The following is a 19,418-nucleotide window of genomic DNA, read 5'->3' as shown; positions in this document are numbered from 1 at the left end:
CGGCCATGGCCACCCCCCCGCTTCCCTCGTACGTGGCGACCGCTGCGGTCGTGGCCGCTGTCGTGGCGTGCTACCGCTTCGGCGTCTCCCCGGCGGTACGGGCCCTCGCCCGCCGCCCCACGCCTGTGGTGCTGGGCGCGTCCGTCGCGGTCATCGCCCCGCTGGCCCTCCGTCCGCCGCCCGTCCCCGGGCCGCTGCACTGGTTCATCGCCTCCGTGATCGCCCTGCTGACCTGGCGCGGCGCGACGAGCGACTACAACGTCACGGCCCCTCTCGCGTCCCAGCGTCGAAGCAAGCTGCTCCTGCTGCTCCTCGCGGTCGCCTCCTGTCTGTGGACTCCGGCCCTGTTGGCGTGGATCGCCGTGTGCTGCGGCAGGCTGCGCAGCTGGCAGCATCACGCGATGATGCCGGTGCGCCTGCTGAAGGCGTACCTCGCCTGGTTCCTCGTGTCAGCTCTCTTCGCCCCGTCGCCTCACGACTCCGCTGCCGCTCTGGTGCTGGTCCTCGGCTGCGTCTCGCTGTCGCACTACGTCAAACCGGCGTGGAGCAAGGCCCGGTTGGGGCCTCGGCCCTGGTCGTGGGCCTGGCACAACCGCACGCACTACCTCATGGCCTCGGCGTACTCCTGGGGTTGGGCGCGCTTCCTGCCCTCCCGGAGGGTGTCGCGCCTCCTGCGCCGAGCCCGCGTCCTCGACCGTCCCGTCAACATCCTCACGATGCTCGTGGAGGCTGCCGGGCTCGTCGTGTTCCTCGACCGCCGACTGCTGATCGCGACCCTGGTGGCGACCGCGCTCTTCCACGTCGTCATCGCCCTCGCCTCCGGCATCCTCTTCTGGGAGAACGCCACCGCCAACCTCGGCCTCGCGGTCGGTGTCGGCCTGTTGAGCGATACGGGAGGTGTCAGCGCCTTCGGCTGGCCCGCCGCGCTGATCGCGCTCTGCGTGATCGTCCTCAGCGCCGCCGATCTGCTGTGGCAGCCCTGGCACCTGGGCTGGTGGGACTCGCCCTTCACCGCGCGGATGCACTGGCAGGTGGAGACCGTCTCCGGCGCGACGCGGGGCCTCTACAACGACTACATGTGCCCGTACGAGCGCGAGTTCGGCCGCGTCGAGGGCTACTTCCTGACGGACGAGGCAATCCTCCACGGCCATCTCGGAATCGTCTGGGACCTGCGACGTCGCGACCTCCTCGTCCAGGCCGGCAGTGACCGGGACCAACTGCGCGCGCTCAAGCAGACCTACGGCCGCACACACCGGGACGAGGAACGGTCGGGTGAGCATGTCGCCTTCCTGGCCGCCATGTTCACCCGCCTCAACACCGGCACTCCCAAGAGCCCCCTCCCCCGGTGGCTGCGTCATCTCAAGGCACCCGGGGGCCAGCTCTACCGGTGGGGCGATCTGCCCGCCTACCGCGGCGAGGAGCCCGTTCGCCGTATCACCGTCCGCTACGTGGAGCGCTGCTACCTCCCCCGGACCGGCGACTTCGTCACACTCGCCGATCACGTCGTACGGGAGATCGACCTCAACCCTCCGGCCCTCGACAGGAGTACACCCTATGCGCAAGATCTTCGTTGACTGCGGTGCCAACCTCGGGACCGTACTGCGGCGCTTCATGCACGACCTCCCGGACCACGACTTCTACGCCTTCGAGCCCAACGCGAGCCTGCTCCCCTCCATCCGTGCGAACGTGAAGCGCGCCCGGCACGCCGGCCTGGTCGAGGTCTCTGCCAGCGCGGTGTGGACCGAGGACGGGACGGTCGACCTCTTCCTCGGCCACCACGAGAGCTCCACCGTGATGCCCGGCAAGCGGGTCCCACCCGTGTACGACCAGCAGATCGACTACGAATCGCCCGTGCCCGTGCCCGCGGTGGACTTCAGTGCCTGGCTTCGCCGGACCGCCACGCCGCAGGACCGCGTCGTCGTGAAGATGGACATCGAGGGCGCCGAGTACCCCGTACTCACCAAGCTGCTCGCCGACGGGACGATCGACCTCGTCTCCGTCCTCTACGTCGAGTGGCACCACGACCGCTTCCCCGCCATGAGCCGGGCCGAGCACGAGCAGGTCGCCGCCGCCGTCTGCGCCCACGTCGACGTCCGCCCCTGGGACTGACCGAAATGAGGGGAGACGACGCCCTGGGCACCCAGCACATCTACCTGGTCAAGCACGGTGAGACGGAGGAGAATCTCCAGGGCATCCACCAGGGCCGCGCGGTGGGCGGCCGGCTCAGCGAGCGCGGGCGCGCCGACACGCGGCTCGTCGGATCCGTCCTTGCGCGGGCCGGGGTCGCCGTGGAGCAGATGCTCGTCAGCCCGGTGTCCCGCTGCCGTGAGTCGGCCGGGATTCTCACCGCCGCGCTCGCTCCGGCCGATGTCCGCGTCGATGCGCGTCTGGCCGCCAAGGACAGCGGTTACCTCGGGGGGCGACCCAAACAGCTCGCCGCCGCCGAGGCCGCTCGCCACGGTGTGCCAATCCACCGGCTCCGCACACCGGGCGGCGAGTCGTCCGAGGACGTCCAGGCCCGTTACGTGGGCCTGTGGGACGAGGTCTGCGCGGGGGCGGCGCGAACGACCGTCCTCGTCGGGCACGGTGGGGGCATCGCCTGCCTGCTGCTGTGGCTGACGGGGAGCGGCTTCGACCGCTACCTCTCGTACGTACCCGGCTCGGCCGCGGTCACGCGGGTGGAGGTCGGCGGCCCGACACCGCGCGTGCGGCTGATGAACGCCGCACCTGCGGAGCTGCCCGGTCTCCTCGACGCCCGTACCGCCCGATGAGGGGCGGGACGGTACGGGCGCGGGAGGGCCTCTCAGGCGTCCGGGGCGCTGCCGAAGCGTTCGCGGTAGGACTCCAGGTCCTCTTCGGTGATCTTCGCGAAGAGCACCGGGGGCACGGTGAACGCGGTGCCGGCCGGGACCGCGTCCAGGGCCCTGGCCTGCTCGGCGCTCACCCAGGTCGCGGTGTCGTCCGCCAGGGCGAAGGCCCCGCGCATGGCGGCGGCGGTGGCCGGGATGAACGGCTCGGAGACGACCGCGTACAGGTGGATCAGGTTCATCGCGGTGCGCAGGGTCAGCGCGGCGTCCTGGGGGTCGGTCTTGACCTGGAGCCAGGGGGCCTTCTCCTCCAGGTAGGAGTTGCCCGCCGACCACAGGGCGCGCAGGGCGGCGGCGGCCTTGCGGAACTGCAGCGCCTCCATCTGCTCCTCGTACTCGGCCAGCAGGCCCGCGATCTCCTCGCCCAGCTTCGCCTCCGCCTCGCCGGCGGTGCCGCCTGCCGGAACGTCGTCGCCGAAGCGCTTGCGGGAGAAGGACAGGACGCGGTTGACGAAGTTGCCCAGGGTGTCGGCCAGGTCCTTGTTGACCGTGGCGGTGAAGTGCTCCCAGGTGAAGGAGGAGTCGTCGGACTCGGGGGCGTTGGCGATCAGGAAGTAGCGCCAGTAGTCACTGGGCAGGATCTCCAGGGCCGCATCGGTGAAGACGCCGCGCTTTTGCGAGGTGGAGAACTTCCCCCCGTAGAACGTCAGCCAGTTGAAGCCCTTGACGACGTCGACCTTCTTCCAGGGCTCGCGCACGCCGAGCTCGGTGGCCGGGAACATCACCGTGTGGAAGGGGACGTTGTCCTTCGCCATGAACTGCGTGTACCGGACGGTGTCGTCGGCCTCGTACCACCACGACTTCCAGTCGCGGGTCTCGCCGTCGGAGGCGGCGTCCGCCCACTCCTTCGTCGCGCCGATGTACTCGATCGGGGCGTCGAACCAGACGTAGAAGACCTTGCCCTCGGCCGCGAGCTCGGGCCAGGTGTCGGCCGGGACAGGGACGCCCCAGTCGAGGTCGCGAGTGATGGCGCGGTCGTTCAGGCCCTCGGTCAGCCACTTGCGGGCGATGGACGTGGACAGGTGCGGCCACTGGTCGCTGACGGTGGCGATCCACTCCTCGACCTCGTGCTGGAGCTTCGACTGCAGCAGGAAGAGGTGCTTGGTCTCGCGGACCTCCAGGTCCGTGGAACCGCTGATCGCCGAACGCGGGTTGATCAGGTCGGTCGGGTCCAGGACGCGGGTGCAGTTCTCGCACTGGTCACCGCGGGCCTTGTCGTACCCGCAGTGCGGGCAGGTGCCCTCGACGTAGCGGTCGGGCAGGAAACGGCCGTCGACGGGCGAGTAGACCTGGCGGATAGCGCGTTCCTCGATGAAGCCGTTCTCATGGAGCTTGCGCGCGAAGTGCTGGGTGATCTCCACGTTCTGCGGCGAGGAGCTGCGCCCGAAGTAGTCGAAGGCCAGATCGAATCCCTCGTAGACGGCCCGCTGTGCGTCATGCGCCTGGGCGCAGAACTCCTCGACCGAGAGCCCGGCCGCCTTGGCGGCCAGCTCGGCCGGCGTGCCGTGCTCGTCGGTGGCGCAGATGTAGAGGACGTCGTGGCCGCGCTGGCGCAGATAGCGGGAGTAGACGTCTGCGGGGAGCATCGACCCGACCATGTTGCCCAGGTGCTTGATCCCGTTGATGTAGGGAAGCGCGCTGGTTACCAGGTGTCGAGCCATCCTTGGATGCTCCATTTCGTACGTACGGCGCCGATGGCGCTGCCACGGCGGGCCCAGGTCGGGAGGCCGCAGTCACCGCGATCGCTCCGATCGCACGTCGACGTCACACACGGTGACGGAACGGGACTGCAGGCCACCGGCATCGTATCGAACCGGAAGGCCGACCGGCCCACGGGTTTTCCCGCCCCGCCACTCCCCCGCGACTGCCGCTCCCGTAAAACGCTCGGCCGTCCAGGACAGGCGGCCAAGCGAGTCCCGAACGGCCGAGGCACCCACCATCTTACGGCTCCCACCCACCACGGACATCACCCCTCTTATCCCTCCTCGACCTCGACAAGGTGGACTGCATGATCAGCAATCGCCAGGTCCGTCGGCTGCGCGTCGTCGTCGTGGGGCAGGGATACGTCGGGCTGCCGCTGGCGGTGCGGGCCGCCGAGGTCGGACACCGTGTCGTCGGCCTCGACACGGACGTCCGGCGGATCAAGCGGCTCATGCTCGGCGAGTCGTACGTCGAGGACATCCCGGGCGCCCGGTTGGCGCCGCTGCTCACCGCCGGGGCCTACCGACCGACCGTCGAGCAGTCCGACTGCGCCGGCTTCGATATCGCGATCATCACCGTCCCGACCCCGTTGTGCGACGGCGCGCCGGACCTGTCGCACATCCAGGACGCAGCGCGGACGCTCGCCCGCTACCTCACCCCCGGCGCGATCGTCGTCCTGGAGTCGACCACGTACCCCGGGACGACCGAGGAGGTGCTCCGCCCGCTCCTCGAACGCGGCTCCGGGCTGAGCGCCGGCCGCGACTTCCACCTCGGCTACAGCCCGGAGCGCATCGACCCGGGCAACCCCACCTGGCGGCTGGAGAACACGCCGAAGGTCGTCTCGGGCCTCACCCCGGCCTGCATGGAAGCGGTCCGCGACTTCTACGCGTCCATCGTCGACACGGTCGTGCCCGTGGCCGGCTGCAAGGAAGCCGAGCTGACCAAGCTCCTGGAGAACACCTTCCGGCATGTGAACATCGCCCTCGCCAACGAGCTGGCGATCTTCGCCCACGACCTGGGCATCGATATCTGGGCTGCCATCGACGCTGCGTCCACCAAGCCGTTCGGGTTCATGCGCTTCACCCCCGGCCCCGGGGTCGGAGGCCACTGCCTGCCCGTCGACCCCTCGTACCTGTCGTGGCGCGTCGAGCGGACCCTGGGGCGGAACTTCCGCTTCGTCGAGCTGGCCAACGACGTCAACAACCACATGCCCGACTACGTGGTACGGCGTCTCGCAGCGGGCCTGAACGAACGCGGGAAGCCGCTCAAAGGCTCGCGCATCCTGCTGCTCGGCGTGGCGTACAAGGCCAACACCGGGGACGCCCGCGAGACACCGGCGGCCCGGATCGCCGAACTCCTCACCGCCATGGGCGCCCTCGTCCAGGCTGCCGACCCCCACGTCCTGGACGATGCCCACCCCCGCGCCGCCAGCCTGGCGGAACTCCAGCGCATCGACGTGACTCCCCGCCTCCTCGCGGCGGCCGACGCCGTCGTCCTCCTCGCGGACCACGACGCCTTCGACTACCCCCTGATCAGCGCGCACGCCCCGTACATCCTCGACTGCCGCCGCCGGCTCACCGGCGCCCATGTCGACTCTCTCTGAAGGGAAACCACGTGCAGATCGTGATCACCGGCGGTGCCGGATTCATCGGCAGCAACCTCGTCCGCGCCCTGACCGAGCAGCCCCAGGTCACCCGACTCCGGGTCGTCGACAACCTCTCCACCGGGGACAGGGCGAACCTCGCCGGCCTCAGCGTGGACTTCCACGAGGGCGATGTCCAGGACGCCGCCCTCCTCGACCGGGCGTTGCGGGGTGCCGACGCCGTCGTCCACCTGGCCGCGCTTCCCTCCGTACCGCGCTCCCTGCGAGATCCCCTGGCCAGCCACCACGCCAATACGACCGGCACCCTCCAGGTCCTCGAAGCGGCCCGCCGCGCCGGCGGCCCGCACGTGATCGCCGCCTCCTCGTCCTCGGTCTATGGCGCCAACCCCCGTCTACCGAAGCACGAGGACCTCCCCTCCGCCCCGATGAGCCCGTACGCGGTCACCAAGCTCACGACGGAGGCGTACCTGAGCGCCTACCACCACAGCTTCGACCTGCCGGTGCTGCCCTTCCGCCTCTTCAACGTCTACGGCCCCGGCCAGCGCGCCGACCACGCCTACGCCGCCGTCATCCCGAAGTGGATCAGCGCCACCCTCGCCGACCGCCCGGTGGCCGTGCACGGCGACGGCAGCCAGACACGGGACTTCACCTACGTGGGAACGGTCTGCCGCGTCCTCACCGACGCCCTCCTGCGCCGGGTGGCAACCCCCCTCCCGGTGAACCTGGCCTTCGGAACCCGCACCTCCCTGCTGGACCTGATCCAGGAGATCGCATCCGCGACCGGGCAACCCGTCCACCGCGAGCACCGGGCTCCGCGCACGGGTGACGTCCCCCATTCCCAGGCGGACAACGCCCGCCTGCGAGCGCTGTTCCCGACGCTGACAGCACTGCCGATCCAGAAGGGAATCGCGACGACAGTGGACTGGTTCCGTTCCGCAGTGGCAGCGCCAGCTACGAGCAGAGCCGGATGAGCGCTGCCCGGCCCTAACGCGTCGATGTCGACAGGGGTAGCGATCGCAACGAGAGCGCCACGCGTTCGCGTACGAGATCGACGTCGAGGATCCGGACCGTGAGCTCCTCCCCTACGGACACGATCTCGGAGGGGTGGCTGAACTGCCGCGAGGACAACTCCGGCATGTTGATCTGTCCTTGGACGCCGTCGAGGTCGACGAACACCACGCCGAAACTCGCGATCTCGGACACCGTGCCGGTCAGGACCTCGCCGACCTGGAACGCCTTGAGTTGTTCCCAGCGCTGGTCACCTGGGCAGGGGTTGGTCCTCCAGCGGGCGCGCAGTACGCCGTCCGCATCGGGCAGGACAGCGCTGAACAGCGGGTGGCACTCGTCCATGATGATGGAATGCACTGCTGCGGCTCGCGCTGTGGAGAGCGCGTCGTCGACTGCGGCAAGTTCTTCGTCGTCGACAACCGCGCTGGAGATCCGCCCGTCCGCGTCTTCCCACACCAGCTCCCACGACCCCTCTTCGCGCAGGCGGGAGCGTACGGAGTCAATATCCGCAGTCAGGTCTGGCCACACCAAGAGTCGGGCTCGGGGCGCGAGGCCGGTTCGGACAGTGTCGATGTTCGCCTGCGTGATCCGGTGCCAGCGAGAGGAGTTGAGAACGTGGCCCTCTTCGAGGAGGAGGGGACCGTAGCCTGCGAGGTACCTCAGTCTGTCCCAGAAGTCGTCGTCTGCGGGGCGCTGTTCGCCCGGTTCCTCGTCGGACGCCGCGTCGTAGGGGGAGGCGTCCAGCCGTTCGGGGAAGAGGCTGAGGGTCCGGGTGTGCGCCAGCGCGCGTTCACACGGGGCAGCGCTACTGACGTAGACGTACTGGTCCCATCCGACGTGAACGCGAAACGCTCCCGCTACCTCAAGTCGACACCATGCTCCGGCGCCCCGCAGCATGGCCCTCACCAGGTCCACCCCGACCGCGAGTGACACTTCTGCGCCGTCGTGGTAGCCGGCCAGGCTGTCGGGGAAGAGTCCGGCCAGGCCATGGCCCTCGGCCGGCGGTTCAAGCTCGAAGTGGACGAACCCGGCCAGCGCCGGCTCTCGGATCTCCAGGCGGTCGACCCCGCTGTCTTCCGCGAAAGCACGTACCGCCTGAAGGTACGCCGCCTCGACGGGCCCGTGGTCACTGTCGCTGTCTTCGGCACCGGTATAGCGGCCCCACCCATCGCGGTCGGCCGGATCGTACTTGGTGACGCGGTACACGTAGGGCAGGCAGTCATGATCGTCAACGGGTTCACGCATCGCGGAGGCTCCTGGCACGGGTAACTGGGATAAGTCGGGATCTGGGTTGGCCCGTACGGTGCGTCGCCGCGTTCCAGAGAGAGTCGAGGAGTCCACAGCCCGGGTAACTCTGGAAGGTCTCGTAGCGGTGTCGGTAGTAGCAACTCCAGTAGCTCACCGCCCGGCGCTGCGTGGTGTCGAAGAGTGTGCGGTTGGCCGCGACGAACGCGCCGTAGACGGCGTGCTGACGGCTGTCCGGGGCATCGAGGTCGACAAGCCCCTTCCGGGCGGCCACCACGATTTCTACGACGTACTCCCCGACGAGTTGGACGACGTAGGGCGCAATCCAGGGCTCCGCGACACCGACGACCCGTTCCAGATGCCGTTGCCGGACCACACCGTCGTGGTGCCGGGTGTAGAGGCAGTGCAGGATCGCCGACTGGACTGGCGTCAGCGCCGCGTCCGCACTCCCTGTCGGCTCATCGTTGTACAGACGGTAGGGAATGGCGATGTCCTCCCCCTGGACTGTCGCCGAGAATGATGGGGAAGACGAGAACCGGGCAGGCGGCAGGAGCCGCAGCACCACCTGGACGTCGTCACGCAGCGCCCTGGGGAAGGCCGCCTCCAGCGGGGCGTGTGAACTCTCAGGCCGCATCCGATCGAGTGTAGGTCGAACATCGATCAGTCGAACAACCATCCCATGGGCTGACTCGGCTATCGGCCTCTCCCACTCGAAGCACGCGGGTTCGCGGAATCTGCCAGGAGTCTGACGGGGGAACCCGTCTGCCAGCCTGTATTTCCGGCATAGAGCTAGTGGGCTCTGGCAGCTGGTCGATGAAGCCTGTCAGTAGTTGCCCGTACGCTCAGGCCCGTGAACATTGACGATCTTGAATGGCAGTCACGGACACTCGGCGGAATACCTCCCCGCCTGGTCACCATGCTCGTGGAGCGGGGTGAGGTGGAGCTGCTGGTTCAGGCCGCGTCGGAGCGGGGGGAGTGGTTCTGTGCCCAGGCGGCGGCTCGCGAGCCGTCCCGGGCAGGCGAGGTCGAGCGGGCCCTGGGCGTGCTGGAGCCGTTCATCGAGGCTGGGTGGAACCGGGCGCGCTGGGAGAAGGCCGAGGTCCTGCTCGAGGCGGGGAGGGTGCAGCAGGCACTGGACGCCGTACGCCCGGACGAGGAGGGCCTGGCCTCGGAGTGGGTGTGCCACGACTTCGCAGAACTGCTGGCCAAGGCGGGCAGGCTAAACGAGGCGATCACCGTACTCACGCCGCATCTGGACAGGGAGTGGATTCTGTCCACCCTCGTCGAGCTGACAGTGGACCAGGGCCGTGATGAACAGGTCCTGGAGCTGATCGCACCCCACGCTGAGCGGGCCCGTAGCGCCCGCGGCGAGGAGCGATGGAGCTTCCACCCCAGCAACGCACAAGATCTCCAAGCCCAGGTCCTGGAGCGCGCGGGCCGGACCGACGAGGCCGTACGGATGCTTGGGGCAGACATCGCAGCAGGGCACTTCCTGGTCCAGAACACACTGATCGCCTACGCCGAGCTCCTGCGGCGCCACGGGCGCCTGGAGGAACTGCGCGTACTGGGCACCGGCAAGCATGCGGGTGAGGCGCTCGCGTACTACGCGCGGGCACTCGAAGACGACGGACAGGCAGATGTGGCCGAGGCCGCGCTGCGGCGTTTCATCGCGACCGCCGAGTATCCGGACCGGTTCCGCTGGCCCCTGATCGAACTGCTGGGCCGCCAAGGCCGGATCGAGGAAGCCGTCGAGGTGGGTCGCCCGACGTTCGACTACCACGATGCCTGCCTCTTTGAAGGCATCATCCACCTGCTACACGAAGCCGGACGGCCGGACGACGCCCTGGCGCTCCTCGACGAACGCAGTGCTGAGTTCGTCGAGGAGCATTCATCCTGGTTCAGCTCGAACCGGATATGGCTGCTGGGTGAGGCCGGCCGGCACGAGGAGGCCCTCGCCTACGCTGAGACGCTGCCACCGGACACGTACGACCTGACGGTCAGCAAGGCATGGATCATGGAAGAGATGGGGCGCCTTGAGGAAGCTCTCATGCTGCTGCGGGCGGATACCGAACTGCGGCCGTCGGAAGTGGCCGAGCTGCTCATCCGGCATGGCCGCGCCACCGAAGCCATCGCCGGAATGCCCTCCCTCGCCGAACAGCATGCGGCCAGCCGGCGGCGCGACGCGGCCATTCAGTCCGACCGTGGCTCTGTACAGTAGGTGAGTCCGTTGAGTGGCATAGCGAATCTGTGCAGAGGGGGGCAGCGGGGAATGAGTGTGGTGGAGAGCTGGTCCCGCGTAATGAATCTCCTCCAAGAGCACGCTCCGGCCGATCACGCGGACCTGCCCGGCCCGGCCCCGGAGCGGATACTCGCGGCCGCCGAGGAGCGTATGGGTGTCTCATTGCCTCAGGACCTGCGGGCGTGGCTGCTGCAGAACAACCTGGATCTTCCCGAGGACGATGTGGACGACGACGTCGCCTGCTGCGGCTACGCTGGATTCCCGGACGAGGGGAGCTTCTTCCTGGGCATCCGGGCGATGGAGAGGCTCTACGCGAATCACCCCTTGTCCGGTGGGGGCGACTGGCGCGAGGAGTGGATCCCGTTCCAGTCGGACCGGGACAGCTGGATGGGACAGTTCATCGACGCGAGAGACGGACGTATCGGCAGATGGTTCGTGGGTGCGCCCACGATCACCGGCGAGTACGCGTCACTGGCTCACTACTTCGACTCCGTGGCGGAGACGCTGGCGAGGATCGGCGCGGGGGACTATCCGATCTGTTCCGTTGTCGATGGGCGACTTGTCTGGTCGTGAGGCGGTGAGATCGCGAAACGCAAGTGCCCCCCGGAACCGAAGAACGGTCGGGGGGCACTTCTCATGGTCCGGTTACGGAGTGGGTACGGTGAATCCGTCGAGGCCGACCCAGTAGTCGTCGTCCTCCATCAGGCGCTTAGGCGTTGGCGAAGGCGAACTCGTCGCAGCCTTCCACGTCGGTACGCGGCGCGCCCGCGTCCACATGCCACTGAACAGGCCGACGCCCAGGCACTTTGTCCATTTTCTACCGCGTATTACCTGACGGTTGCGGTACTGCTGCGTCTAGCTGGCGCCGTCAGCGGACAGCTTTTCGTCCAGGAAAGTGAGCGGCTTTCCACCGTTGCGGTTGCCCCAGTCGACGTTGGTCTTGCGCCATATCATGTCGATGTGTGCTGCGATCCCGGGGAACTTCTTGAACCCGAACGGCAGGGCCGGTCCCTGATCATCACCAGCAACCGGGCGCCCAGCGACTGGTATCCCCTTTTCCCCAACCTCGTCGTCGCCGAGTCCCTCCTGGACCAGCCGATCAACACCAGCCGCCAGGTCATCATGAACGGCCCCAGCTACCGGCCGAACAAGCGGCCCAAGAATCCGACCGACAAGCCTCCAACCAGCTAGAACCATCGCGACCGCATGCGAATGTGAGAAGGTCATGCGCATGCTTGAGTCCTGGACATTCATTGACGGAACGGCGCCGGCGTCGCCCACAGCGGCACTGGCCCTGCTCCGTGAACGCATCGCGGACGGACAGCTGGAGACGTGGCTGACCAGTTCCCGAGGCCGCGCACTCGCTGTGATCACCAACACCGAACGCGCGATGGTGATGCTCCTGGAAGACGAAGACGATCCCGGCGAGCACGCCATCACCCCCGAAGCCGAGGGCCACAGCGCAGGCTTCATCCTCGCCAACGGCCAGCACGATGAGTATCCCGACGAGGACACAGCGCCCCTGGCAGAAGCACTGCAGATCGTCCACCACATCATCACCGCGGGCACCCCACCCGCCAGCGCAGCGTGGTCGATCGACCGATGAAGCGGGCAGCCCCTGGGGAATAACGTGAACTCGGCCCTGGGGAATTACGTGATCGTCCACAGGAGTCGTTCGGCGTCCCGCCGGCCACTGCACATCGCCGGTTCACGGTGTGGACCGAGGCCGGGTTGTGGCGCAAGTTGCACCGGGCGATGCTGGACGAACTCGGTGCCCGAGGTGAGCTGGACTGGTCGTCCGCGATCATCGATGCCGCGTCGGTGCGGGCGAGAAGGGGCGGCTCGCCGACCGGGCCGAATCCGGTCGATCATGGGAAGAAAGGCAGCAAACTTCACGTGCTGTCCGAGGCCCAGGGCCTGCCGCTAGCGGTGCGGTGTCAGGGGCGAATCTGCATGACAGCAAGGCGTTCAAACCACTGGTCTTGGGTATACCCGCCGTCCGTTCGCAGCACGGTCTAAGAGCTCGACTCAGTGGCATCGATGCCTTCAAAGATGGCACCGAATACGGCATCGATGACCTCTGACGTCAGTTTGTCGTTGATAATAAAGATCAGGCCTTCCACCTGCTCGGCCACCTCGTCCGCGGGGAAGCCAGCCGCCACTGAAGCCTTGCCCCACTCCTGCGCGCTGAGGACCGCTGCCCGCTTGCCGGCAGCGGTGTTCTCCCATCCCTTGATCAATCGCTTGCCGCGGAGGTGTCGGTCGAGCGAGAGCACGTAGGCATCCACGTAATAGCCAATCCAGCAAGGGCCGAACAGGCTCGCTAGATCCTGCTCGTCGGGCGCAGCGTAAAGAAACTGCAGGACGAGTGTGGTGCGATCTCCGACGCGCTCCAGGCGCACCTCGATCCACATGTCATCGTCGTGTGCTTCCGCATAGGCCACTTGCGCGGCGAATTCCTCGGGATAGCAGGGTTTCGAGTAGCGGGAAACAGTGGGAATGGCGGTGTATTGGACTTTGAAGGCGTAGGGCGGCTCGCAGAGAAGTATCTTGCCGCGTTCATTGCTGTTGCCTTCGTCGTTGAAGAGCCGATAGGTACCGCCCTGCTGCAGATCGCCTTGGATCGGCCCGTACCAGCGGCTCAGCCGCTCGGCATTGGTGAGGGCATCCCACACTTCGGTGAGTTCAGCTTCGTAGGTGTAGCTGAGCTGGATCATGCAAACCTCGCCGGCCGGGAGGATCTTGGTACCGACCGTCCGGACGATAGCGTTCAGCTTGCGTACGAGAGCACTCATTCCTGCGGTCCTTCCCCACCCAGGAGCACATACCCTCATTGACGCCCAGTAACGGCGGTTCGGTTGCAGCCCATAGAGACCCGAGATAAGCAGCGTCTAGCAGAGATCTTCGGCGGACCCAAGTCGACAATTGCGTGGATCCTCTCCTGGCGGCCCGGCCCTCCGGGCTCCCGCTCCAACCCCGCACTCCAGGAGATCCGTACGTGTCTGCCCCGCACATCACCATTGCCGCCGATCCTCTGGGCGGTGTCTGTGCCGAAGGGGCCCGCGACGTGTTGTCGGCGGGGCTCCTGCGGCATGCCGGCTTCGAGCAGATCGAGGACCGATACGGGCTGCGTTGGCGCCTGCACTCCACTACCCCCGAGCGGCATCGCGCCGCCATGTCCACCCACGCGGCCCAGATGCTGCGCGCCGCGCGCTACGAGGTGGCCCTCGACTCCGCCCTGTACGTCGACGACTCGGCGGACGCCTCGCACCTGTTGGGGCCGCACGCCACCGCCACTGCCGCACGGACGTCGCTCGCAGCCAACGCCACGGCCGCCGCGGTGAGCACTCCCCCGGCGCGCGCCTCCCGTACGCGATAACCCCTTCCACCAATTCCGTCCAGAACCGGAGCTCCCTCGATGACCAGGTGCAGAGCGCCTCGCGCGCCGCCCCCGCCACACTCGTCCCGGCTTACTCCCCGGAGTCCGCATGCCCCTTTCGCGTATGAGCGCGCCCTCCGCCGCCACCGGAACCGACGCCGAACGGGAACGAGCAGCTTGCCCCGGATCTCGCGCTCGGAACGCAGCCACCAACCGTCCAATCGACACGACACCGCAGCCGGTGGATCCGATGCCAACCGGCTTCTCTATCCCCGCCCGGCGAAGAACGTCGAATACGCATGGCTGCCCGATGCACTGCGCCCCGCACCAGTGACGTCACACCCTGGGCCCCGAATGATCAACCAGGATGTCCCGCAGCAAGTCGTACGCCGCATCCTTGATCACGACTCGCCAGATGACAGTCCGTTAGGTCTACCTTCAGGACACCACCGTCCGCGAGCACTGGGAGAAGTCCCGCAAGATCAACATCGGCGGGCAGGGGGTCCGCCTCAACCCCGGTGGTCCGCTCTCGGAAGCCGCCCGGGCCAAACCTCACCTCTCCCACGCCACTCGCTACGCGACCACACCACGGCGCAGATCATCGCATTTCAAAGAGCGTCTCAACATCGGCGACTCCGACCCATGGGCCTCACAGGTCGAGCGTGGCGCGTACCGCCTCGATCTCCTCGCCCAGGGCTTCGAAGCTCTCGAAGCCCTGGGCGGGACCAACGCGGTCCATATCGACCCCGCATTCGGTCTGCCGCTGTCGCAGCACAGGCTGCTCGGGCATCGAGACCGGGAAGGCCAGCGGGTCGAGGCCCGGGGTGTGTTCGAGGAGCGTATCGATGGCCCGGCGGCCGGGCTCGCCCACGGCGAGGCAGCCGTCGAGGTCGTTGAGGTAGACCACGCCTACCTCGAGCCCTTTGGTCCACTCGGTGAACAGCGCCGCCAGGCTGGGGGCGGCGCGTACCGCGTCCCAGGCGTCCGGGGAGATTTCGTACCGCCAGATCTGCCCCTCGTGCTCCCCACCTAGTACGAAGGTGTAGATGAGGAACTCGAAGTGGAACAGCGGCAGTTGCTGCCGCCAGGGGAACGGGACGCCGACCGACAGCGACAGTTGGCCGAGCGCCTCGTCGGGGTCGGTCGGCCAGGGAAGCAGCCAGCCGCCGTTCGGCAGCAGCCGGCGTTCCTGCCAGCCCTGGCTGTGCAGCCAGGTGAGCTGCTCGGGGATGCGCTCCACGGCGAAGATGCGGTGGACCTGCTCCGGCGGGTCCACCACCGGGGGTGGAGTGGCCAGGTCGGGCCAGGGCAGGCCTGCGGCGGTCGCCGCCGCCCGGTATCCAGCCGTGGCGACACGCAGTACGGAGATGTCGTCCAGCATGGCCAGCCCCCTGCGTAGGAGTTTCCCTGAGCACCGTAGACGGGCCCGGGCCCAGCAAGGGCCCGAACCCCGGCAAGGGCCCGGAATCTCGAAGGATTCCGGGCCCTCCCACCGCTACAGCGACGGTTCCATGCAGACGCTGGCCCCGCTGCCGTTGATCCGGAAGCCGAAGCTCGGCGCCTGTGCCGCGACCCATGGCTTGATGGGCAGCACGATGTACCGCTCTCCGTCGTCCACCTTGCACTTGCTGCTGAACGCGGAGATGTCACTGCCCTGTGGCAGCGACTCCGAGGTGGGCACATGCCGCACATCCGCATTGATGCCCGAAAGGTTGACCGCCTGGTCGGTGGCCCAGAACGGGAACTCGTCACACGTCTTCCCTGAACCGGGCAGCGGACGCGGCTGACAGGCGTTCGGCGTGAAACGGGGATCGTTGTAGTACCAGTTGCGGTCGTAGCCGGCGTTGATCGCCGCCTGGCCGTTGATGCTGCGTGCCGGGCCGAACCACTTGACCCGCCCGCCGGAGGGCCAGCGACCGTCGCCCATGGCCTCCACTATGTGCTTGCCGGTCTCCTGCATCGGCTTGAACTTGTAGTTCCGGCCGCCCGGGACGTAGAAGGCGACGTCGTCATCGCAGGGGGCGCTGGTGCTGCTCGCCTGCTTCTGCGCAGCACACGCCTGATCGATGTTTGCTCGTAGGTCCGAGTCATCCAGGCTGGTCCAGGCGAACGGCAGGTTGTACTTCGCAGTCAGATCCTTGGTCGTCCTGATGGTCTGAGCGTACGCCGTCAGGCTGTGGTACCACCGCCCGTCTTCCAGACCCCAGTCGTCGTAGGTGTTGAAGTCGTCGGTGTACTTGATCGGATATTCCAGGATGCCGCCGATGGCTATCGGGCTGGCGTCGATGATCGCCCATATCAGGCCCAGCGCGACCCCGATGACGATCGCCCCGGCGATCACCGCCAGCCAGTACACGACCACGGAGATAGTGCTCGCCGATACGGCCGCCGCCGCCGCGGTGGCGGGCGGCGCCAGCAGCATGGTGCAGGCCCGGCTCTCCAGGCACACGACGAGGGGCTGGATGGGATTGCCGGGATCGAACAGCGGCTGCATGCCGCCGGTGGAGCTGCTCAGCGGTGAGAGCGCAGGCCCGCCACCGGGCGAGGCCAGATCGCGGAGCATCGCGGTGACGTCGTCCGAGCAGTCGAACTTCTCATCCTCGTCGGGAGGCATGTGCTCCTCGACGCAGCTGGCGTCGGCGGCCTTGTAGCAACCGGTGAAGACCTCGGTGCTGCCCGCCGGCACCGTCACGGAAGAGCGGACACTCTCCGCAACGTAGAAGTCACCTCCCTGGGCAGCGCACTGCGAACTGTCGCTGGAGGCCTTCTGCGTGACCTCCTCAGGCACCGAGGGCGTGACCGCGTCGGTTATGAAACCGCCACCGAAGTCCCGCCACGCCGCGCCGTCCTCCTGAACCGCATCAACGCGCAGCGTGTAGGGCGTAGACGCTTCGAGAGGCTCGATCGGGTACTCGATGACGCTCTCGGCTGTGCACGGGTCCGCCGGGTTGCCCGAAGCATCCACGCAGTACTGCGCCATCGGGAACTCTTCGTAGAGTCGGCCGTCGAGGAAGAGGCGGTAGGTGTAGTCGCCGTTGGGATCGGGCTGCCACTTGGCCAGGGCACCGCCTTCCTCCACCTTGAGCGTCAGCTCGGGATCGGGATCGGGAGGTGTCGCCACGGTGCGGAAGGTCTCCGTGGCGGGCGTCGCGGACTCGTTGCCGGCCAGGTCGACTGCGACGACGGAGATGGTGTGCTCGGTCTCGGGCGGCAGGCCGCTCATGGTGTAGGAGCGGGTGGCAGCGTCAGTGCGGATCGGCGGGCCGCCGTCGACCCGGATTTCATAGCCGGCCAAGCCGTAGTTGTCGGTAGCGGCATTCCAGCTGGCCCGGGCCGAGTTGTGGGTGATAGCGCCGACGGTCAGCCCGGTCACGTTGCTCGGCGCGATCTTGTCGACGAACGTGAACTCGCGCAGGACCCGGGCGAACCGCTTGGGGTCTCGCTCGGCGCGGACGCAGACCAGCGTCTCGCCCAGCTGCGGCGGGCGGAACCGCGTGGTCCAGGATGCCGCCCAGTTCGACTCGCCGGTCGGGGGCGGGCCAAAGCCGAAATCGGTCGTCACCATGTCATTACCGACCGATATGTCGACCATGCTCGCCTGCTTGTGCAGGAAGCCGCTGAGGTCGACCTTGCCCTCCGCGTCGACCGGGACCTCCGCGCCAGGAGCCGGCAGCTCAAGTCGGATGGCGGCGTGGTTTTCGTCGTCGATCGAGTTGCCGTCCTCACTCGGCGGCGCCATGTCCGCACACGCGGCGGGTGGCACCTGGACCTGCTCGACGGCGGCCGCCGACGTGGGCGGCAGGCTCAGCAGCCCCAGCGGGAGAGCGAGTGACAGCAGGATCGCCGTCTCCCGTAAGCGCCTTAGGACATGAGTCCTCTTCATTTCCCCTCCTGCGCACATCTGTTCCAATAAGTGGCGCGATCCTAGGAGCAGTTCATACCTTTGTCAGTAGCGCGACTCTGTATCAGCGGGCCCGGCAACGCTTGGATGGCACCTCGTGGATGGCCATGAAGCAGCCCCTGCTGTCGACGGGCAGCGGCACCCTCGCATCCGTGGATCTGCGCAGCGCCGCGTTGGACCTGCGCTGTCGACGGCGGCCCGCAGGAAATATTCCAACGCCCTGGTCCGAGCCGAGCGATGCTCAGGACTTGTGGATCGGTGCGGGGAAGGACGCGGAGGGCGGTAGCCCTACTGCAGGCAGGCCCCTGCGAGCACGCCGTCGAAACCGGGCGTTGCGAGCGTTCGGGCGACTGCGGGGTAGGTCGTTCCGGCCCCCTGGGCGGCGACCAGGGCGTCGAAGTCGGCTCGGGTGAGTTCGGGTTCGAGCCACTGGTGGCTGCAGCGGCAGATGATCCAGACGTTGCGGGCGTGGTTGAGGAGGAGCCGGTCGCGGCGGGCACTGCCGGGCGAGCACGTCACGGGGATGCCGCGAAGGGCCAGTTCGCGCGGGTGGTTGAGGCAGCGCGTCGGTCTTCGTGGGTGAGCTGTACGGTCGGTGCCGCTCCTCCAACAGGGATGCTTGGATCGTCGCCTCGTACGCGCGGCGTTCCGCCTCCGGCAGCGCGCGGCCCCGCTCGCGCAGCGACTGCATGGGCGTGGCGGCGGCCTGGCGGACGGCTCCGTACGCATGGTGGGTCTTGCCCGCGCCGACCACGCCGGCCATCAGGAGGCTGGGGCCGGTCGTGACCTGCCGGCGCGCTCCCTGGCTGGGGCGATGGCCGCCTCGGCGACCTCGCGGGCCCAGGCGAGAACCTGCGGGTGGTCGGCGGCGGCGTCTCGGTAGCGCGGGGGTATCGCGGCCGTCAGGGTCTCCAGCGGGGAGGCGGCCCCGGGCTGCTCGGTCACGCTATCGGCCTGAGCTTCGCCGTCGCGCCCGAAGTGCGGCCGCTGCCCGGCAGTTTGGAGAACATATTCCGGGAGCTGCACACCGACCTCGACCTGCCCCGGCCGTCCAACGGCGACCTCACCCCGTGGACGCGGCAGGGGGTGCTGCTGCTCAACCGGGCGCTGACGACGGCGCCGCGCTCTCCCGGCGCGCACCGCGGCAAGGGCTGGGAGGAGGTCACCGAGCAGGCGATCCGGGCGCTGGCGGCGCGGGGCACGCCGCTGGTGTCGATCCTGTGGGGCCGCGACGCCCGTAACCTCCGCCCGCTGCTGGGCGACGTCCCGGCGATCGAGTCGGCGCACCCCTCCCCCATGTCGGCGGACCGCGGCTTCTTCGGCTCGCGCCCGTTCAGCCGGGCGAACGAGCTGCTGGAGCGGCAGGGCGCGCAGCCGGTCGACTGGCGACTCCCGTAAGGCGGCGGGGTGCGGGGCCGGTCGACTGACGCCGTGCGGAAGGGCGTCGGGGGCGGTCCTCGGATCGCGGCCGGATC

18 protein-coding genes and 2 pseudogenes are annotated in these 19,418 nt (G+C 68.1%); 12 read left to right on the top strand and 8 right to left on the bottom strand.

The features are described 5' to 3' along the window. The first annotated feature begins 5 nt into the window (after nt 1-5). From ACFQLX_RS05490 to ACFQLX_RS05480, 3 genes are read left to right on the top strand one after another with little or no spacing between them, the layout of a single operon-like run. A complete protein-coding gene (locus ACFQLX_RS05490; RefSeq protein ID WP_386412568.1) occupies nt 6-1,574 on the top strand; it encodes a hypothetical protein in 1,569 nt (522 codons plus the stop codon). Beyond that, nucleotides 1,555-2,109 carry an FkbM family methyltransferase gene (locus tag ACFQLX_RS05485; RefSeq protein WP_386412566.1) on the top strand — a complete coding sequence of 185 codons (555 nt, stop codon included), beginning with the start codon at nt 1,555-1,557 and terminating at the stop codon, nt 2,107-2,109. Before ACFQLX_RS05490 ends, ACFQLX_RS05485 begins: the two co-directional genes overlap by 20 nt. A 5-nt stretch (nt 2,110-2,114) precedes the next feature. Further along, the gene (locus ACFQLX_RS05480) at nt 2,115-2,771 is read left to right on the top strand and encodes a histidine phosphatase family protein (RefSeq protein ID WP_386412563.1); all 657 of its coding nucleotides are present in this window, start codon (nt 2,115-2,117) and stop codon (nt 2,769-2,771) included. Nucleotides 2,772-2,803: 32 nt separating this feature from the next. Here ACFQLX_RS05480 and metG read toward each other — a convergent pair whose 3' ends face one another. Continuing rightward, entirely contained in the window at nt 2,804-4,528 is a 1,725-nt protein-coding gene (metG, locus tag ACFQLX_RS05475; protein ID WP_386412560.1) for a methionine--tRNA ligase, read from the bottom strand. A gap of 347 nt (nt 4,529-4,875) precedes the next feature. Between metG and ACFQLX_RS05470 the strand changes: the two genes are divergently transcribed. Next, nucleotides 4,876-6,171, top strand: coding sequence for a nucleotide sugar dehydrogenase (locus ACFQLX_RS05470; protein WP_386412558.1), 1,296 nt, complete (start codon nt 4,876-4,878; stop codon nt 6,169-6,171). An 11-nt stretch (nt 6,172-6,182) separates the two neighbouring features. Further along, nucleotides 6,183-7,142 (top strand): NAD-dependent epimerase/dehydratase family protein, encoded by a 960-nt coding sequence (locus tag ACFQLX_RS05465; RefSeq protein WP_386412555.1) that lies wholly within the window; start codon nt 6,183-6,185, stop codon nt 7,140-7,142. Between the two features lie 13 nt (nt 7,143-7,155). On the opposite strand, the gene ACFQLX_RS05460 is transcribed toward ACFQLX_RS05465, so the two are convergent. Next, on the bottom strand, nt 7,156-8,424 hold the full coding sequence (locus ACFQLX_RS05460; RefSeq protein ID WP_386412554.1) for a S1 RNA-binding domain-containing protein: 1,269 nt from the start codon (nt 8,422-8,424) through the stop codon (nt 7,156-7,158). After that, complete coding sequence (locus ACFQLX_RS05455) at nt 8,417-9,058, bottom strand: hypothetical protein (protein ID WP_386412552.1); 642 nt, start codon at nt 9,056-9,058, stop codon at nt 8,417-8,419. Before ACFQLX_RS05455 ends, ACFQLX_RS05460 begins: the two co-directional genes overlap by 8 nt. 216 nt (nt 9,059-9,274) lie before the next feature. Between ACFQLX_RS05455 and ACFQLX_RS05450 the strand changes: the two genes are divergently transcribed. From ACFQLX_RS05450 to ACFQLX_RS05430, 5 genes and pseudogenes are all read left to right on the top strand, one after another. Then, complete coding sequence (locus ACFQLX_RS05450) at nt 9,275-10,642, top strand: tetratricopeptide repeat protein (RefSeq protein WP_386412550.1); 1,368 nt, start codon at nt 9,275-9,277, stop codon at nt 10,640-10,642. A gap of 51 nt (nt 10,643-10,693) precedes the next feature. Next, nucleotides 10,694-11,236, top strand: a complete 543-nt coding sequence (locus ACFQLX_RS05445; RefSeq protein ID WP_386412548.1) for an SMI1/KNR4 family protein — start codon at nt 10,694-10,696, stop codon at nt 11,234-11,236. Between the two features lie 63 nt (nt 11,237-11,299). Beyond that, nucleotides 11,300-11,854 carry an ATP-binding protein gene (locus tag ACFQLX_RS25790; RefSeq protein WP_465270543.1) on the top strand — a complete coding sequence of 185 codons (555 nt, stop codon included), beginning with the start codon at nt 11,300-11,302 and terminating at the stop codon, nt 11,852-11,854. A gap of 34 nt (nt 11,855-11,888) precedes the next feature. Further along, nucleotides 11,889-12,269 (top strand): hypothetical protein, encoded by a 381-nt coding sequence (locus ACFQLX_RS05435; protein WP_386412545.1) that lies wholly within the window; start codon nt 11,889-11,891, stop codon nt 12,267-12,269. A gap of 68 nt (nt 12,270-12,337) precedes the next feature. Beyond that, nucleotides 12,338-12,699: pseudogene (locus ACFQLX_RS05430) on the top strand (transposase); the annotation flags it as partial. Here ACFQLX_RS05430 and ACFQLX_RS05425 read toward each other — a convergent pair. Then, nucleotides 12,679-13,380 (bottom strand): SRPBCC domain-containing protein, encoded by a 702-nt coding sequence (locus ACFQLX_RS05425; RefSeq protein ID WP_386412853.1) that lies wholly within the window; start codon nt 13,378-13,380, stop codon nt 12,679-12,681. The pseudogene ACFQLX_RS05430 and the gene ACFQLX_RS05425 overlap by 21 nt on opposite strands. Before the next feature lie 281 nt (nt 13,381-13,661). Here ACFQLX_RS05425 and ACFQLX_RS05420 point away from each other — a divergent pair, with 281 nt between their 5' ends. Further along, nucleotides 13,662-14,042: a hypothetical protein gene (locus ACFQLX_RS05420; RefSeq protein WP_386412543.1), complete on the top strand. Its 381-nt coding sequence runs from the start codon at nt 13,662-13,664 to the stop codon at nt 14,040-14,042. A gap of 649 nt (nt 14,043-14,691) precedes the next feature. Here ACFQLX_RS05420 and ACFQLX_RS05415 read toward each other — a convergent pair. The 4 genes from ACFQLX_RS05415 to ACFQLX_RS05400 all read right to left on the bottom strand — a co-directional run bounded on the left by ACFQLX_RS05415 (nt 14,692) and on the right by ACFQLX_RS05400 (nt 18,888). Beyond that, nucleotides 14,692-15,423, bottom strand: coding sequence for a hypothetical protein (locus ACFQLX_RS05415; RefSeq protein WP_386412540.1), 732 nt, complete (start codon nt 15,421-15,423; stop codon nt 14,692-14,694). A 114-nt stretch (nt 15,424-15,537) separates the two neighbouring features. Next, complete coding sequence (locus tag ACFQLX_RS05410) at nt 15,538-17,925, bottom strand: fibronectin type III domain-containing protein (RefSeq protein ID WP_386412538.1); 2,388 nt, start codon at nt 17,923-17,925, stop codon at nt 15,538-15,540. A gap of 306 nt (nt 17,926-18,231) precedes the next feature. Continuing rightward, entirely contained in the window at nt 18,232-18,462 is a 231-nt protein-coding gene (locus tag ACFQLX_RS05405; RefSeq protein ID WP_386412535.1) for a hypothetical protein, read from the bottom strand. Between the two features lie 243 nt (nt 18,463-18,705). After that, on the bottom strand, nt 18,706-18,888 hold the full coding sequence (locus ACFQLX_RS05400; protein WP_386412875.1) for a hypothetical protein: 183 nt from the start codon (nt 18,886-18,888) through the stop codon (nt 18,706-18,708). Between ACFQLX_RS05400 and ACFQLX_RS05395 the strand changes: the two are divergent. Further along, nucleotides 18,883-19,341 (top strand): annotated as a pseudogene (locus tag ACFQLX_RS05395) (uracil-DNA glycosylase); the annotation flags it as partial. The gene ACFQLX_RS05400 and the pseudogene ACFQLX_RS05395 sit on opposite strands and share 6 nt — an antisense overlap. Nucleotides 19,342-19,418 lie beyond the last annotated feature (77 nt).

The sequence above is a fragment of the Streptomyces polyrhachis genome (genome assembly GCF_042663125.1).
Lineage (GTDB): Bacteria > Actinomycetota > Actinomycetes > Streptomycetales > Streptomycetaceae > Streptomyces > Streptomyces polyrhachii.
This window is presented reverse-complemented; position numbering and strand designations above follow the sequence as displayed.

What these genes read in the sequence shown, in the direction of transcription:
- ACFQLX_RS25790 (WP_465270543.1), top strand. Translation starts at nt 11,300, where the DNA reads ATGGTCCGGTTACGGAGTGGGTACGGTGAATCCGTCGAGGCCGACCCA.
- ACFQLX_RS05435 (WP_386412545.1), top strand. Translation starts at nt 11,889, where the DNA reads ATGCGCATGCTTGAGTCCTGGACATTCATTGACGGAACGGCGCCGGCG.
- ACFQLX_RS05425 (WP_386412853.1), bottom strand. Translation starts at nt 13,380, where the DNA reads ATGATCCAGCTCAGCTACACCTACGAAGCTGAACTCACCGAAGTGTGG.
- ACFQLX_RS05460 (WP_386412554.1), bottom strand. Translation starts at nt 8,424, where the DNA reads ATGCGTGAACCCGTTGACGATCATGACTGCCTGCCCTACGTGTACCGC.
- ACFQLX_RS05485 (WP_386412566.1), top strand. Translation starts at nt 1,555, where the DNA reads ATGCGCAAGATCTTCGTTGACTGCGGTGCCAACCTCGGGACCGTACTG.
- ACFQLX_RS05410 (WP_386412538.1), bottom strand. Translation starts at nt 17,925, where the DNA reads ATGAAGAGGACTCATGTCCTAAGGCGCTTACGGGAGACGGCGATCCTG.
- ACFQLX_RS05455 (WP_386412552.1), bottom strand. Translation starts at nt 9,058, where the DNA reads ATGCGGCCTGAGAGTTCACACGCCCCGCTGGAGGCGGCCTTCCCCAGG.
- ACFQLX_RS05415 (WP_386412540.1), bottom strand. Translation starts at nt 15,423, where the DNA reads ATGCTGGACGACATCTCCGTACTGCGTGTCGCCACGGCTGGATACCGG.
- ACFQLX_RS05445 (WP_386412548.1), top strand. Translation starts at nt 10,694, where the DNA reads ATGAGTGTGGTGGAGAGCTGGTCCCGCGTAATGAATCTCCTCCAAGAG.
- ACFQLX_RS05490 (WP_386412568.1), top strand. Translation starts at nt 6, where the DNA reads ATGGCCACCCCCCCGCTTCCCTCGTACGTGGCGACCGCTGCGGTCGTG.
- metG (WP_386412560.1), bottom strand. Translation starts at nt 4,528, where the DNA reads ATGGCTCGACACCTGGTAACCAGCGCGCTTCCCTACATCAACGGGATC.
- ACFQLX_RS05470 (WP_386412558.1), top strand. Translation starts at nt 4,876, where the DNA reads ATGATCAGCAATCGCCAGGTCCGTCGGCTGCGCGTCGTCGTCGTGGGG.
- ACFQLX_RS05480 (WP_386412563.1), top strand. Translation starts at nt 2,115, where the DNA reads ATGAGGGGAGACGACGCCCTGGGCACCCAGCACATCTACCTGGTCAAG.